General features: G+C 65.5%; 16 protein-coding genes, 6 tRNA genes and 1 riboswitch. Of the genes, 7 read left to right on the top strand and 15 right to left on the bottom strand.

The window, feature by feature from the left end; translation table 11 throughout:
• Window positions 1-48 precede the first annotated feature (48 nt).
• On the top strand, window positions 49-693 hold the full coding sequence (locus AC1MCD_RS08510; RefSeq protein WP_498677605.1) for a TIGR03085 family metal-binding protein: 645 nt from the start codon (window positions 49-51) through the stop codon (window positions 691-693).
• A gap of 78 nt (window positions 694-771) precedes the next feature.
• Here AC1MCD_RS08510 and hisF read toward each other — a convergent pair whose 3' ends face one another.
• The 14 genes from hisF to AC1MCD_RS08440 all read right to left on the bottom strand — a co-directional run bounded on the left by hisF (window position 772) and on the right by AC1MCD_RS08440 (window position 11,899).
• Window positions 772-1,548, bottom strand: coding sequence for an imidazole glycerol phosphate synthase subunit HisF (gene hisF, locus AC1MCD_RS08505; protein ID WP_498677603.1), 777 nt, complete (start codon window positions 1,546-1,548; stop codon window positions 772-774).
• Window positions 1,549-1,600: 52 nt separating this feature from the next.
• Window positions 1,601-2,461 (bottom strand): ATP phosphoribosyltransferase, encoded by an 861-nt coding sequence (gene hisG, locus AC1MCD_RS08500; RefSeq protein WP_498677599.1) that lies wholly within the window; start codon window positions 2,459-2,461, stop codon window positions 1,601-1,603.
• A gap of 90 nt (window positions 2,462-2,551) precedes the next feature.
• Complete coding sequence (locus AC1MCD_RS08495) at window positions 2,552-2,815, bottom strand: phosphoribosyl-ATP diphosphatase (protein ID WP_028270786.1); 264 nt, start codon at window positions 2,813-2,815, stop codon at window positions 2,552-2,554.
• 109 nt (window positions 2,816-2,924) lie between these two features.
• Window positions 2,925-3,410: a 6,7-dimethyl-8-ribityllumazine synthase gene (gene ribH, locus AC1MCD_RS08490; RefSeq protein WP_498677595.1), complete on the bottom strand. Its 486-nt coding sequence runs from the start codon at window positions 3,408-3,410 to the stop codon at window positions 2,925-2,927.
• Window positions 3,411-3,427: 17 nt separating this feature from the next.
• Window positions 3,428-4,159 carry a GTP cyclohydrolase II gene (gene ribA, locus AC1MCD_RS08485; protein WP_498677593.1) on the bottom strand — a complete coding sequence of 244 codons (732 nt, stop codon included), beginning with the start codon at window positions 4,157-4,159 and terminating at the stop codon, window positions 3,428-3,430.
• 10 nt (window positions 4,160-4,169) lie between these two features.
• Window positions 4,170-4,886, bottom strand: a complete 717-nt coding sequence (gene ribB / locus AC1MCD_RS08480; protein WP_498677591.1) for a 3,4-dihydroxy-2-butanone-4-phosphate synthase — start codon at window positions 4,884-4,886, stop codon at window positions 4,170-4,172.
• A complete protein-coding gene (locus AC1MCD_RS08475; RefSeq protein ID WP_498677589.1) occupies window positions 4,883-5,518 on the bottom strand; it encodes a riboflavin synthase in 636 nt (211 codons plus the stop codon). The genes ribB and AC1MCD_RS08475 overlap by 4 nt, the downstream gene beginning before the upstream one ends.
• Window positions 5,518-6,636, bottom strand: coding sequence for a bifunctional diaminohydroxyphosphoribosylaminopyrimidine deaminase/5-amino-6-(5-phosphoribosylamino)uracil reductase RibD (gene ribD / locus AC1MCD_RS08470; RefSeq protein WP_498677587.1), 1,119 nt, complete (start codon window positions 6,634-6,636; stop codon window positions 5,518-5,520). Before ribD ends, AC1MCD_RS08475 begins: the two co-directional genes overlap by 1 nt.
• Window positions 6,637-6,810: 174 nt before the next feature.
• Window positions 6,811-6,965, bottom strand: a riboswitch (FMN riboswitch).
• A 40-nt stretch (window positions 6,966-7,005) separates the two neighbouring features.
• Window positions 7,006-7,686: a ribulose-phosphate 3-epimerase gene (rpe, locus tag AC1MCD_RS08465; RefSeq protein ID WP_275213734.1), complete on the bottom strand. Its 681-nt coding sequence runs from the start codon at window positions 7,684-7,686 to the stop codon at window positions 7,006-7,008.
• Between the two features lie 18 nt (window positions 7,687-7,704).
• Window positions 7,705-9,270, bottom strand: a complete 1,566-nt coding sequence (locus AC1MCD_RS08460) for an RsmB/NOP family class I SAM-dependent RNA methyltransferase (RefSeq protein WP_498677586.1) — start codon at window positions 9,268-9,270, stop codon at window positions 7,705-7,707.
• The gene (gene fmt, locus AC1MCD_RS08455) at window positions 9,267-10,187 is read right to left on the bottom strand and encodes a methionyl-tRNA formyltransferase (RefSeq protein ID WP_498677583.1); all 921 of its coding nucleotides are present in this window, start codon (window positions 10,185-10,187) and stop codon (window positions 9,267-9,269) included. Before fmt ends, AC1MCD_RS08460 begins: the two co-directional genes overlap by 4 nt.
• Entirely contained in the window at window positions 10,184-10,777 is a 594-nt protein-coding gene (def, locus tag AC1MCD_RS08450) for a peptide deformylase (protein ID WP_498677581.1), read from the bottom strand. The genes fmt and def overlap by 4 nt, the downstream gene beginning before the upstream one ends.
• Before the next feature lie 96 nt (window positions 10,778-10,873).
• Window positions 10,874-11,734 (bottom strand): cytochrome, encoded by an 861-nt coding sequence (locus tag AC1MCD_RS08445; RefSeq protein WP_498677579.1) that lies wholly within the window; start codon window positions 11,732-11,734, stop codon window positions 10,874-10,876.
• Between the two features lie 93 nt (window positions 11,735-11,827).
• Window positions 11,828-11,899 (bottom strand) — tRNA-Val (locus AC1MCD_RS08440).
• A 227-nt stretch (window positions 11,900-12,126) separates the two neighbouring features.
• On the opposite strand from AC1MCD_RS08440, the gene AC1MCD_RS08435 reads away from it, so the two are divergent.
• The 6 genes from AC1MCD_RS08435 (at window position 12,127) to AC1MCD_RS08410 (ending at window position 13,200) form a co-directional block, all read left to right on the top strand.
• Window positions 12,127-12,199: transfer RNA gene (locus AC1MCD_RS08435), tRNA-Gly, on the top strand.
• Between the two features lie 47 nt (window positions 12,200-12,246).
• A tRNA-Cys gene (locus tag AC1MCD_RS08430) sits at window positions 12,247-12,317 on the top strand.
• Window positions 12,318-12,357: 40 nt separating this feature from the next.
• Window positions 12,358-12,432, top strand: a tRNA-Val gene (locus AC1MCD_RS08425).
• Between the two features lie 56 nt (window positions 12,433-12,488).
• A tRNA-Gly gene (locus AC1MCD_RS08420) sits at window positions 12,489-12,561 on the top strand.
• A gap of 45 nt (window positions 12,562-12,606) precedes the next feature.
• Window positions 12,607-12,678 (top strand) — tRNA-Val (locus tag AC1MCD_RS08415).
• Between the two features lie 258 nt (window positions 12,679-12,936).
• Window positions 12,937-13,200 carry an antitoxin gene (locus AC1MCD_RS08410; RefSeq protein WP_498677576.1) on the top strand — a complete coding sequence of 88 codons (264 nt, stop codon included), beginning with the start codon at window positions 12,937-12,939 and terminating at the stop codon, window positions 13,198-13,200.
• A 122-nt stretch (window positions 13,201-13,322) separates the two neighbouring features.
• Here the strand turns inward: AC1MCD_RS08410 and zapE are convergent, their stop codons facing one another.
• On the bottom strand, window positions 13,323-14,360 hold the full coding sequence (gene zapE / locus AC1MCD_RS08405) for a cell division protein ZapE (protein WP_498678241.1): 1,038 nt from the start codon (window positions 14,358-14,360) through the stop codon (window positions 13,323-13,325).
• Window positions 14,361-14,459: the final 99 nt, after the last annotated feature.

Raw genomic sequence — 14,459 nt, 5'->3', positions numbered from 1 at the left:
GCGGTTCTCCTGCCCAACTTCCGCGCTCTCGTGCTAGTTTCACAAGTGATGCATTACGTTGACCCGTCCCGAGAAGTCCTGGCCGAAACCCTCCTGGCGGCCGGCCCTGATGCCCCCACCCTCTGCCGAGGCTGGCGCACCAGGGACCTTGCCGCGCACCTTTACCTGCGCGAACGCAAGGCTGCCGTGGGTCTGGGCCTCATCATCAAGAGCCTGTCCAAGGCCTCCGATAAGGCCACCGCCAAGCTCGCCGCCAAGCTGAAGACCGCGGACGACTACACGGGCCTCGTCAACACTTTCCGCGGCGGCCCACCGGCGCTGTCGCCCATGAAGATCAAGGCCCTGGACGAGAGCTCCAACCTGATCGAATACTTCGTCCACACTGAGGACATCCGCCGGGCCGGTGACCGCTGGGCTCCGCGTGCCCTGGACGAGGCGTACTCTGATGCCCTCTGGGACGAGCTCATCAAACGGGCCGCGATCCTCTACCGCGGCGTGGACCTCGGCATTGTGCTGGTACGCCCCTCCGGCCCCCGCCATGTAGCCAAGCGCGCACGCGTTTCGGTGGCGATCGTCGGCGAGCCCGGTGAACTGCTGATGCACGCCCACGGCCGCACCCGCCACGCCCTCGTCACGTTCGAAGGCCAGCCCGACGCCGTCGCGCTCCTGCAGTCAGCCGAAGTCGGCCTCTAACAAAAAGCACTGCGCACAAAAACAACGCGGGGATCCTTCCACAGAAGGATCCCCGCGTTGTGGTTAAGCGGGTGGGGACTAGCGGACTTCGAAGCCTGCTTCGCGGATGGCCTGCTTGACCTGGGCCATCATGTTGTCCGGGCCCCAGTGGAAGATCGAGGCGGCGAGCACGGCGTCGGCGCCGGCAGCCACGGCCGGAGGGAAGTGGGCGGGTTCCCCGGCTCCGCCCGAGGCGATGATCGGCACCTTCACAGCGGCCCGGACCAGGCGGATGAGCTCCAGGTCGAAACCGTCCTTGGTGCCGTCGGCATCGATGGAGTTCAGCAGGATTTCTCCGATGCCGCGGTCGGCGGCTTCCTTGGCCCACTCGATGGCGTCGATGCCGGTGCCGGTGCGTCCGCCGTGGGTGGTTACTTCAAAGCCCGACGGCGTTGGCTCGGACCCGGGGCGCGTCCGGCGGGCGTCGACGGACAGGACAAGCACCTGGGAGCCGAAGTGCCTGCTGATTTCGTTGATGACGTCCGGCCGGGCTACGGCTGCAGTATTGATGGAGGCTTTGTCCGCGCCGAAGCGCAGGAGCTTGTCCACCTCTGCCACGCCGCGGACGCCGCCGCCAACGGTCAGCGGGATGAATACTTCCTCCGCGGTTCGCCGGACCACGTCGAACGTGGTTTCCCGGTTGCCCGAAGACGCCGTGACATCCAGGAACGTCAGTTCGTCAGCGCCCGCGTTGTCGTAGCGGTGCGCCAACTCCACAGGGTCACCGGCGTCGCGGAGCCCCTCGAAGTTGATGCCTTTCACAACGCGTCCGGCGTCGACGTCGAGGCACGGGATGACTCGGACTGCTACAGCCATGGGTACTCCTGGAATTTTCGGGTGGGTTCTGCGGCGCTACGCGGCGAAAGGCTCAGATGCGGCAGGCGTGGATGCTGCTGACCAGGATGGCGCGGGCGCCCAGGTCGTAGAGCTCGTCCATGATGCGGTTGGTTTCCTTCTTCGGGACCATGGACCGCACGGCCACCCACTCGGAGTCACGCAACGGCGAGACCGTGGGCGACTCCAGGCCGGGCGTCAGGGCTGCGGCCTGCTCCACCAGTTCCTTGCGGATGTCGTAGTCCATCAGGACATACTGCCGTGCCACCAGGACGCCCTGCAGGCGGCGGATGAGTACTTCGATCTCCTTAGCGGTGCCGTTCGCGGCGCCGCCTTTCCCGGTGCGCCGGATCAGGACCGCCTCGGATTTGAGGATCGGATCACCGAAGATCTCCATGCCGGCGGCCTTGAGCGTGTTCCCGGTTTCGACGACGTCGGCAATGGCGTCCGCGACGCCCAGGCGCACGGAGGATTCCACGGCGCCATCGAGCCGGACCACTGTGGCGTTGATGCCCCGCTCACCGAGGTAGCCGCGCAGCAGCACGTCATAACTGGTGGCCAGGCGCTTGCCTTCAAGCTCTTCAACTGCCGTGAAGTCCCCCACCGGTCCGGCGAAACGGAACGTGGAGGCGGCAAAGCCCAAAGGCAGCAGTTCATCCGCTTCCACCTCAGCGTCCAGCAGCAGGTCGCGGCCGGTGATGCCGACGTCGAGCGTTCCGCGGCCGACGTAGACGGCGATGTCGCGCGGGCGGAGGAAGAAAAACTCAATGCCGTTGTCCGGGTCCATCATGACCAATTCGCGGGTGTCGCGGCGCTGGCGGTACCCGGCTTCGGACAGCATGGCTGAGGCGGCTTCGGACAGGGAGCCCTTGTTGGGGACGGCTACTCGCAGCATGGGGGGTCTTTCTTGTTGAAGGTCTATTGATCAGGCAAACGGGCCACAGGGAGCAGAGGCGGACCGGGAAGTCCGCACAGTGCGCAGTGGCTACAGATGCTTGTAGACGTCTTCCAGGGTCAAACCTTTGGCGAGCATCAGAACCTGCAGGTGGTACAGCAGCTGGGAAATTTCCTCGGCCGCGGCCTCATCGGATTCATACTCAGCGGCCATCCATACTTCGGCTGCTTCCTCCACGACTTTCTTGCCGATGCCGTGGACTCCGGACTCCAATTCAGCGACGGTGCGGGAGCCTGCCGGACGGGTGGCTGCCTTCTCACTCAGTTCAGCGAACAGCGTCTCGAAATTCTTCACGCCCTACAGCCTACTTGCTGCGGGCATGACGGCGCCTGTCGGGCCGACGCATGACGGGCACGATGTGAGAGAACACACACGCGCCCGCCAGTTGCTGTTTGTCGGAGTCCTACTTGTACTGCTTGAGGAGAACGGCCGTGGCCAGGGCCGCCGTCACTGCTTCGTGGCCCTTATCCTCGTTGGAGCCGGGAAGGCCCGCGCGGTCCAGGCCCTGCTGCTCCGTATCGCAGGTCAGCACGCCGAAGCCAACCGGCACTCCGGTGGAGACGCTCACATCGGTAAGTCCCGACGTCGCCGCCTGGCAGACGTACTCGAAGTGCGGCGTGCCGCCGCGGATCACGACGCCGAGGGCCACCACTGCGTCAAAGTGCGGCGCCAGCCGCGCGGCAGCGACCGGAAGCTCGAAGGCTCCTGGAACCCGCAGGACGGTGGGTTCGCTGATGCCTGCGTCTTTGGCGGCGCGCAAGGCACCGTCCAGGAGTCCGTCCATGATCTGCGTGTGCCAGCTGGCGGCCACAATGGCCAGCCTCAGTTGGGACGTTTCCGCCGGGTTCAGGGTAGTGAGGTCGATATCTGGTGCGCCGTGTCCGCTCATGCGTGTATCTGGTCCGTTCAGTCTTGTTCGAGGGCGAAAGTGTCAGCAGCGGCGCCGGGCACCGATGCAACGTGGGTGTCCAGCGTCAGCCGGTGCTCCATGCGGTCCTTTTTGGTCTGCAGGTAGCGGATGTTCTGGTCGCGGGACGGCACCTCGGTGGGCACCATCTCCACGACCCGTACGCCGGCCTGGGCCAGCCTGTTCTGCTTGTCAGGGTTGTTGCTGAGAAGGCGTACTTCGTGGAGCCCCATCTCAGCCAGGATCTGGGCGGCAGCCTTGTAGCAGCGCGCGTCCACCGGCAGGCCGAGCTGCTCGTTGGCCTCCACCGTGTCAAAACCGGCTTCCTGGAGGGCATAAGCCTTGATCTTGTTGGCCAGGCCGATCCCCCGGCCTTCCTGCCCGCGCAGGTACAGCAGCGTGCCGCCGAACTCGTTGATCATCTCCAAGGCATAGGCCAGTTGTTCCCCGCAGTCACAACGGTAGGAACCGAAGACGTCGCCGGTCAGGCACTCTGAATGGAGCCTGACCAGGGGCGCAACGCCGTCCTTGGGAGGATTGGGGGAGCTCACAGCGAGGTGCTCGGCGCCCGTGACCAGGTCCGTCCAGGCCTGCGTAATGAAGTCGCCAAAGGCGGTGGGCAGCTGCACGATAGGGCCGGCGCTCACCGGGTGGTGGGCATGGCCGTTGCTGGCTGCCCCGCGGTGGTGGCCGTTATTGTGGCTGTCGTCCGAAATTCCGGAAACCGTCATCGTTACTCCTCTACTCCGCCCGGGCGCCCAGCCCGGTGTTACTGTCGGCGGGAACCGCGGCCCCCGCTTCAAGGTAAGCCACCAAGTCCTCAATCGAGATCAAGGGGCACCCGTGTTCGGCAGCGAATGCGCGCAGCCCGTCGAGCCGCATCATTTCACCGTCGTCGTACACAACCTCGGCGATTACGCCCACCGGCTCCAGTCCGGCAAGCCGGCAGAGGTCCACGGCCGCTTCGGTGTGGCCGGGGCGTTCACGCACTCCCCCGTTAACGGCGCGGAGCGGAAAAATATGCCCCGGGCGGGTCACGGCGGCCGGTCCGGCACCGGGATCTGCCAGCACGCGTGCGGTCAGCGCACGGTCCGTGGCGGAAATTCCGGTGCTGACGCCCGCTGCCGCGTCACAGGAAACGGTGTAGGCCGTACCCTTCGCGTCCTGGTTCACGGCCACCATGGGAGGCAGCCCCAGGGCGTCTGCGCGCTCCCCGGTCAGCGGGACGCAGATGACACCGGAGCTGTACCGGATGGTCCAGCCCATCAGGGCCGGCGTGGCATGCTGGGCCGCGAAGATAATGTCGCCTTCGTTTTCGCGGTCCTCGTTATCAACCACCAGTACGGGCAGGCCGGCGGCCATGGCGCGGACGGCATCTTCCACTTGGTCAAGCCCCCTGGCTGTGTCGGGGTGCGGCGCCGCCTTCGCGGCGCGCTCGAGGCGGGCTGTAGCGTTCATCGGGTTCCTCCGTTTGCTGCGCCGGTGCTGAATGCCAGCAGCCGTTCGGTGTACTTGGCCAGCACATCCACTTCAAGGTTGACGCGGCTGCCGATGCTCTTGGCTCCCAGCCCGGTGTCCGCGAGGGTGGTGGGGATCAGCCCCACTTCGAACCAGGGTTCGGTCTCCGCCGCCGGGCCGACCGCCGTGACGGTGAGCGAAACGCCGTCGATCGCAATGGAGCCCTTTTCCGCGATATAGCGGGCAAGGTTGGCCGGCACGGCAAAGCGGAGGCGTTCCCAGTTGCCCAGGGCTTCGCGTTCGACCAAGTGCCCGACGCCGTCCACATGGCCCTGCACAACGTGGCCGTCCAGCCGCCCGCCGGCCGGGACGCAACGCTCCAGGTTGACCGAATCACCGGCGGCGAGCTCGCCGATAGTGCTGCGCACCAGGGTTTCGCCCATGACGTCAACGCTGAAGTCCTTGCCATCAATTTCGGTGGCAGTCAGGCATACGCCGTTCACGGCGATGGACCCGCCGAGGGCAAGTCCGTCGGTAGTACCCGGGGCATGCAGCCGGAGGGTTGCGCTGTTATCACCGTCACGCTCCACGGACAGCACCTGTCCTTGTTCGGCAATAATTCCGGTAAACATCAGTAGCCTCCCATGGCTGGTTCCGCGGCAGTGCGGGCTGGTTGTGGTTCCAAAGCTTCAAGTGGTTCCGGACGGAGGTGCAGCCTCAGGTCGCGTCCCAGCGTCAGCACCGCGCCGCCGTCGGACGGGTCCCATTCCCAGTGCCGGGCGTCTGCGAGCGTCGTGATTCCCAAGCCGTTCAGGGCCGGTGTTCCGGAGCCCAGCAGGGTGGGCGCGAGGTAGACAATGAGTTCATCCACGAGCCCGGCGGCAAGGAAGGAGCTGAGGATACGCGAGCCGCCTTCCACCATGACGTGGCGGATTCCTGCCGCGTACAGCAGCGACAAGGCCTCCTGGGGATCGCGCGTTGGCAGGTGGAGCACGTGGCCGTCGTCGCCGCGGACTGCGGCATCGGCAGGGATCTCCCGCATTCCCATCACGGCGCGCAGCGGCTGTTTTCCTATCTCCGCACCTGACGCGTCACGCGCGGTCAGGCGCGGGTTGTCCACTAGCACCGTCTGGGTACCCACAAGAATGGCGTCGATCCGCCCCCGCAGGCCGTGGTTGTCCGCGAGCGATTCCGGGGACGAAATCCATTGGCTGGTGCCGTCCTCCGCCGCGATCCGGCTGTCCAAAGTCTGGGCGATGTGCAGGGTCACGAAGGGCCGTTGGGCGGCTACGGCCAGGAACCATTGGCGGTTCAGCTCGAAGGCCTCGACGGCGGCTAGCCCGCTTCGAACCTTAATGTCGGCCTTCCGCAGGGTGGCTGCGCCGCCCGCGGCGGGGTCATGGGGGTCGTCGACGGCATACACCACGTCTTTGATCCCTGCGGCGATGATCGCCTGCGTGCAGGGTCCAGTCCTGCCGCTGTGGTCACAAGGTTCCAGCGTGATCACCATCGTGCAGCCGGTCAGGTCCAGCCCGGCCGCCTCCGCCTGGTTGATCGCGTCCGCTTCGGCGTGGGGGGTCCCGGCGCCGCGGTGGTACCCGGTCACCAGGTGCCGGCCTTCGGGATCGATCACGACGGCGCCCACCAGCGGGTTCGCTCCGCGCGGCCCGCGCAGGGCGGCATCGAGGGCTGCGTCCATGGCGGCGGTCTCAGCGGTGCTGAACGCCGTCACCGTGCCGGCCCCGGTCATACGGCGGCCACCGTTTTGGCGTTTTCGGCGTCCCGTACATGGGACAGCCTGGCTTCAAAGAGCCATCGCAAGGGGTTCATGTGTGTGTCGTTCCTTCCCTCTAGAACCGCGATGGCTCCGGGGGTATACGACAGCAGAAGGCCGCGGCGTCGCCATGACGCCGCAGATACAGCTGTACGTGCTTCTCTCATCCAGACTTTAACTGTCGGTACCGGAATTTCACCAGTTCAACCGTCCGCCGGTTCCCTCCCTGGTAGGGGAAAGCGCCGGCTCGCGGGTCGCGGACTATCACCGCCGGTTCGGACTTACACCGACCCCGGAGCACGTATTGTGTGTTGCTATTGTGGCATAACTGCTAAGCAGCCAAGACTATTCCCCGGACCCGCTGCGTAACTTAAGGCTGCCGGCCTCGCGCAACCGCCCGATGGCTGCGGCCGGGTCCTCGGCACCGTAAACGGCCGAGCCGGCCACAAAGACGTTGGCCCCCGCCTCGGCGGCCCGGAGGATGGTCTCCTCGGTGATGCCGCCGTCGACCTGGAGGGCAACCTCCAGCCCGGAGCCGTCGATGGCTGCGCGCGCACGGCGGATCTTGGGGAGGGTCAGGTCAAGGAAAGCCTGCCCACCGAAACCCGGCTCCACGGTCATGATCAGGAGCATGTCCAGTTCTTCAAGCATGTCCAGGTACGGTTCCACCGCGGTGGCCGGACGAAGTGCCATGCCGGCTTTGGAACCACGGGCCCGCAGTTCCCTGGCAAGCTTGACCGGCGCAATGGATGCCTCGGCGTGGAAGGTCACCGACGCCAGCCCTGCGTCGGCGAAGCCGGGCGCCCAGCGGTCCGCGTCGGAGATCATCAGGTGGGCGTCCAGCGGGACGGGGCTGACAGCCTGGATCCGCTGGACCACCGGCAGCCCGAGGGTGAGGTTGGGGACAAAGTGGTTGTCCATGACGTCAACGTGGACGGCATCTGCGTTGCTGATCCGCTGCAGTTCGGCTTCGAGGTTGACGAAGTCGGCGGACAGAATGCTCGGGTTGATGCAGCACTGCGGCATGGGTGAACCTTTCACGGGTCAGGCCTTTTTGCGGATGAGGGCCAGGAACATGGCATCGGTGCTGTGGATGTGCGGCCAGAGCTGGGCGGTGGAGTTGTGGCCCGCCCCCAGGTTTCCTGTAAGGCTCACGCCGTCCAGTACCGCGCCGGCGTCCAACAGTTCAAGGTCGTCGCGCTTCCGCAGGGCGTCCGTGACGACGGCGGTGGTTTCGGCCGGGTGCGGTGAACAGGTCACATAGGCCACCACTCCGCCGGGACGGACGGCGTCCAGTGCGGATGTGAGGAGCGCACGCTGCAGCGGGCCAAGGTCGGCCAGATCCTTGGGCGTGCGGCGCCAGCGGGACTCCGGCCGGCGCCGAAGGGCACCGAGTCCGCTGCAGGGAACATCCGCCAGGACCCGGTCGAAGGATTCGGGCTGTTCAGTGCCCACCTCCCGGCCGTCCCCGGTCCGGACGCGCCAGACATCCTCCGGCACTGCGGACAGGGCCTGGCTCACGAGCTTGGCACGGTGCGGGGCCGGCTCGTTGGCGAGCAGCGTGGCACCTTGTTGCCGGGCGAGGGCGCCGAGGAGTGCGGCTTTGCCGCCCGGACCGGCACAGAGATCCAGCCACGCTTCGCCGGTGGCACCGGCCCCTCCGTTGGTTCGAGGACCCAGGTCAACGGCGGCCATGGCCCGGGCCACCAGCTGCGAGCCAACATCCTGGACTCGGGTGCTGCCTTCGCGCACCGAGGCGAGCCTGCCGAGGTCCCCGCCGCTGGAAAGTGCCGAGCCCTCCACCAGTTCACCAGGGGTGGCACCGTTCTCCAACGCCTCATCAAGGCTGCCCAAGCCCGGAAGGGCCACCAGGTTGACCACAGGAGCTGCGTTATCGGCTTCCAGCAGGTCGTTGATTTCCGTCGCGGACCGTCCGTGCGCCACCAGGGACTGCCGCATGGCCCGGACAATCCATTCCGGGTGGGCGTAGCGAATGGATGCGATTTTGGTTTCATCGCTTTCGCCGGCTACCAAGAGTTCAAGCCACTCTTCAAGGGTGTGTGCCGAAACCTTCCGCAGCACCGCATTGATCAGGGCGGACGGGCCTGCGCCGATCACAGCGCGGGCCAGGCCAACTGTCTGGTCCAGGGCAGCGTGGGCTGGGACGCGCATGGCCAACAGCTGATGGACGCCGATGCGCAGGGCGTCAAGGATGGCAGGGTCCAGCTGGTCCAACGGCCGGTCCACACAGCGGGCCAGGATGGCATCGTAGGTGCCTTGGCCCCGCAGGGCGCCGTAGCTCAGTTCGGTGGCGAAGCCGGCGTCGCGCTTGTCCAGGCCGTGATGGCGGATGCGGGAAGGGAGCACCAGGTTCGCGTAGGCGTCCTCCGCGGCGACTGCCCGCAGGACTTCAAAGGCCACCAGGCGCGCCGGATCCGCCCGGCGCGTGCGCTGGGCAGGGGCGTTCTCGGTGAAACTCTTCTCGGAGCTTCGGTTCCGTTCCCGGCCCTGGGCATTGCGGGTGCTTGAATCGCGCGGTCCGCCCTTGCCCCGGCCGCCTCCGCCGCCACTCCTGCCACGGCCGCCTGTATTACCGCCGGACTCGCTCATTCGAACACCACGCTTTCAAGTGAAGCCATGCCGCGGGCCCAATCAGCTGCGGCCATCATTTTCTTGCCGGAAGGCTGGATCCTGGTCAGCTCCACCGCGTGGGACCCCGTCCCCACCAGCACGTTTTTACCGTCCAGGAACACCGCCCCCGGTGCCAGGGCGGGGGCGCCCGGCCGAAGCCGAACGGGTTCCAGTTTGACCCTTTGACCCTCCAGAGTGGTCCAGGCCCCGGGCTCGGGAGTGACTCCCCTGGCCCGCCTCCCGATAGCCAGCGCGGGCTGCTTCCAGTCGAGCCGGCCATCATCGAGGGTCAGTTTGGGCGCCAGCGAAACATCCCCCGCCTGCGGCTGCGGTGCCGCCTTTCCGGCTTCCACCGCCGACAGTGTCTGTGCGAGGAGCACGGCCCCGCCGTGGGACAGCCGCTCCAGCAGCGCCCCCGCGGTGTCGTCCGTTCTGACACTTTCGGTTAGCGTCCCAAAGACAGGCCCGGTATCCAGCCCTTCTTCCAGAAGGAAGGTGACGGCGCCGGTCACGTCGTCGCCGGCAATAACGGCCCGCTGCACCGGGGCAGCACCGCGCCACGCGGGAAGGAGGGAAAAATGAAGGTTGATCCAGCCGTGCGGCGGGACATCAAGGGCAGCCCGGGGAATCAGTCCCCCATAGGCCACGATGGCGGCCACGTCCGGCTTGGCGGCGGCAATCTGCGCCGTGACGGCGTCATCAACGCGGGTGGCGTGGATGACGTCGATGCCCAGCTCGGCGGCGCGGGCGGCAACGGGCGACGGCGTCAGCACGCGTTTGCGGCCAATCGGCGCGTCCGGGCGGGTCAGGACGGCAACAACGTCAAAGCCAGCCTCGACAAGGGCATCCAAGGACGGAACGGCGACCGCAGGTGTACCCGCAAAAAGGACCCTCATGAGTTCGTTCCGCCGCCGAAACTTGACCCGCCAAAGCTGCCGCCCCCAAAACTGGAGCCGACTGTCTTGGCGCGCTTCGCCGTCGTGCGTTCAGTGATGGCGTCGTAGTTGGCATTCCGGATGGAGCGCAGAGCACTCTTCCGGTCCTCGCCTTCGAGGCGGTCGGTGTAGAGGACGCCGTCCAGGTGGTCGGTCTCGTGCTGGAAGCAGCGGGCCAGCATGCCCTCCCCCTCGACCGTGACGGGATTCCCGTGAAGGTCCACGCCAGTGACCTTTGTGGCCCTGAACCGGCGGACGGGGAATCCCAGACCCGGGATGGAGAGGCAGCCTTCCACGTGGTCGGGCTGGTAATCCTCGCTGTTTTCCAAAACCGGGTTGATGATGTGGCCGTCAACGCCACCCACGCGGTAAGTAAAGACGCGTTGGCTGACACCGATCTGGGGCGCGGCCAGGCCTGCGCCCTCCACGTCCTCCATGGTCTCGGTCATGTCCGCAACGAGCTTGGCGAGCTCGGGCCCGAATTCCGTCACAGGATCGGCCACCGTGCGGAGCACGGGATCACCAATGATGCGGATATTCAGAATGGCCATGTGTTGTCTTTCCTCACGGTGGGTGGTGGCGAACCTATCCAGTTTAGGCGCAGGGGCTCCGCTGCCGGGACTGATCCCCGGCTGCCGCCAGTACTGCTAGGCGCTGCGTGCCTGCACTGACGGTGGCGGAGCTACCGGAAGGAGGGCCGTACCCGCGGCGAGCGTGTCCGCGGAGAGCTCCCATACGCGGCGCAGGGCGCAGAACTTCCACCAGTGATGCTTGAGGACCTCCGGGTTGGCGCGGACCGGCCGGACCTCGGTCTCACCAATGGCTACGGCAAGAAGCAACGGGTTCTCGCCGTACTTCCATGCCTCCCACTCCCCGGCAATCGGGTCCACCAGGCTTTCCTCGGCCTTCATGCCGGCCACGAGCTGCATGACCACCTTGTCATCCAGCGGCTTGACGGTGCCGTCCCGCGTGGTGCCTTTGGTCTTGTAATCGATGAGGCAGATGCGGCCGTTGATGCGGGCCACAAGGTCCAGCGTCCCGGCATAGCCCACGGACTTGTTCCAGACGGTGATTTCGGGGGCGATGGGTTCCACATCGTAGAGTTCCCACCACTCATCAAACCGCAGTGCAAAGGCTTCTTCACCGTTGGCTGCCAGGGCCTCGCGGGTTTCCTTCATGGCGTGCGGCCGTCCCAGCGCCCGGAGCGCCACCTGCTCGCAGTAGTTATGGACACGGTCACCTCGTTTGGCGGCGTCATCACGGTACGTCTCGGCCGCCCTTGAAGCCCGATTAACGGCCTGCCGGATTTTGGCCGGACTGCCCAGGCAGTCAGCAAGCAGGGGGTCCTTGGCCAGGCTGCTGGCACCCATGTAGCCGAACCAGCCATCCAACCCGTGCGGCTGCTGGCCGATCACAGTGGTGATGGACGGAACGGAGAACTGTTCGGAAGTGGACCGGGCGTACATACGGCCATATTCCGTGGCGTGGGCAAGGAGTGGATCAGTCATACAAAGACTCTTTCACAGGGGGCTGACAAAATGCGGGGCACAAAAAAGGTCCGTCCCCGCTCGGCTTGAGCGGAAACGGACCTGATTCCTCGGTGGGCGATACTGGGTTCGAACCAGTGACCTCTTCGGTGTGAACGAAGCGCGCTACCACTGCGCCAATCGCCCGATGCCTTTGAATGCTAGCGGACCCGACCGGGTTTATGGAAATCGAGATGGCGCCTGCCATGAATTACATGCCTGTAATTCGCAAAAACCCCTAGATTGCAGGGATCCACGGCCGTCGTCTCCGTTCCGGGATGCCCGATTTGGAGTTTCCCTCAACCTCCTATAGAGTTCTTACTCGTTGGAACGCGAGGAAATGCCTGAAACGGCACGGAATCAACAGTCAACATGCGGACGTAGCTCAGCTGGTAGAGCACCACCTTGCCAAGGTGGATGTCGCGAGTTCGAATCTCGTCGTCCGCTCGCAGGACACTGTCACGGCAACGGCTCTTCGGAACCCGCGCTTACACGGTGGGTTGGCCGAGAGGCGAGGCAGCGGCCTGCAAAGCCGTTTACACGGGTTCGAATCCCGTACCCACCTCGGTGAAAACCATGGTTTTCCGGTTTACCCGGATGGCAATGGGCGATTGGCGCAGCGGTAGCGCGCTTCCCTGACACGGAAGAGGTCACTGGTTCGATCCCAGTATCGCCCACCAAGCAAGGCAACTTGCTTCATGCAGTACTTTTGGCTCTGCCGAAAAATACTTCATACGCGGACGTAGCTCAGCTGGTAGAGCACCACCTTGCCAAGGTGGATGTCGCGAGTTCGAATCTCGTCGTCCGCTCTCTTCTCCCAGATACACCCCCCACCAAGCCGGTCGTCCGGTTCCGGGCGATTGGCGCAGCGGTAGCGCGCTTCCCTGACACGGAAGAGGTCACTGGTTCGATCCCAGTATCGCCCACAGCAGCAGCTCCTCGTGAGCTGCTTTTTTGTTGCCCGTTTTCCCGCCGTTGTTCCAGCAGGATAGGTCCCGAACAGTCCGGGCACGGTCCCCCAACACGGTGCTGTGACGACCAATCCTGATGGAGCCGGGAGAGTGGACGATGCATCCGCTGCAAGCGAACGCCCACCACGCCTTATTTCCTTGGCACGCCCCGAAGACAGGGCTAGGATCGGTTGCGGAGGAGCGACCTGGCTCCGCGATTGAAGGGAGGTGCTCGTGGGACTAATTGACGATCTCAAGGGCAAGGCTCAGGGTCTGATCCATGGCAACGAGCAGGCCATCAAGGACGGCATCACCAAGGCCGGGGACTTCGTCGACACCAAGACCGGCGGCAAGTACGCCGAGCACGTCGACAAGATCCAGGATGGCGCTTCCAACCTCGTTGATAAAAACGGAACACTAGGCGAGACTCCTGCCAGCGAGCAGGTACCGCCGGTCAACCCTGTTCCGCCGGTTCCGCCGGTAGACCGGGCTCCGTAACAAGGATTTGACCGGGGCTTTGCCCTGGTACGTCAAGGAGGTGTGGGTCCCGCCGGGAGGCGGCACCCACACCTTTGGCGTTTAACCGGGTTGGCGCCGACAGGACGGCAGCCGACGCGGGCCTAGGACGGCTCGTGGTTCTGGCCCTCGCGTGCCAATGCGGTCAGGCGCGATACGGCGCGGTAGTACTTCTTGGTGTAGCCGCCGTGCATCATCTCGTCCGTGAACAGCTTGTCGAAGGGGACGCCGCTGGCCAGGATGGGCACATCCTTGTCGTAGAGGCGGTCCGCCAACACCACGAACCGCAGGGCAACTGCCTGCTCGGTGATGGTTTCCACGTTGCGCCACACCACACCGTCGATGCCGTCGAGGAGCTGCCGGTACCGGCTCGGGTGCACGCCGGCGAGATGGCCGATCAGCGAACTGAATTCGTCCTGTGCCACCGTCTTGCCGTCAAACTCGGCCTTCATCTGGGCAGAGAGCTGGCTGTTTTTCAGCGGGGCCGGGGCAGCCGGCAGGCCGCGGTGGCGGAAGTCCTCGCCGTCGATCCGGATGACGTCGAACTGGTCCGCAAGGACCTGGATCTCACGGGCGAAGTCGACGGCGGCAAAGCGGCCGTCGCCCAGCGAGCCCGGCAGGGTGTTGGACGTCGCAGCGAGCTTCACGCCGGCGTCGGCCAGTTCGCGCATCAGACGGGACATCAGCACCGTGTCGCCCGGATCATCGAGCTCGAATTCGTCAATGCACACCAGCTTGTAGTGGCTCAGGGCCTCAACCGTCTTGCGGAACGACAGGGCGCCCACCAGGTTGGTGTACTCCACGAACGTGCCAAAGGCCTTGGGCCCCGGAGCGGCGTGCCACAGTGACGCCAGCAGGTGGGTCTTGCCCACGCCGAAGCCGCCGTCCAGGTAGATCCCTGCCCTGGTTTCGACCTTCTTGGCGAAAAGCTTCTTGAACAGCCCGGCACCGTCGCCGGCACCGACGCCGGCTGCGAATCCCTCCAACGCCTTGACCGCCGCCGCCTGGGACGGCTGGTTGGGGTCCGGCCGGTAGCTGGCGAAGGAGACCTGGCCAAACCGTGGGGAAGGATAAAAACCCTTGAGGAGTTCATCCACCGATACCGCCGGAGTGCGTGCGGCAAGCTGTTCGATCTGTACCAAGGTGGTCCGTTCTGCTGGTGGGTTGTCCCCAGAAAGGATACCGGCAACGGCCCGGCCCTCCCCCGCAAGGCCGCCGTCAATGACCACCGCGTGACGAAG

The organism is Arthrobacter sp. BF1, assembly GCF_056680215.1.
This window is presented reverse-complemented; position numbering and strand designations above follow the sequence as displayed.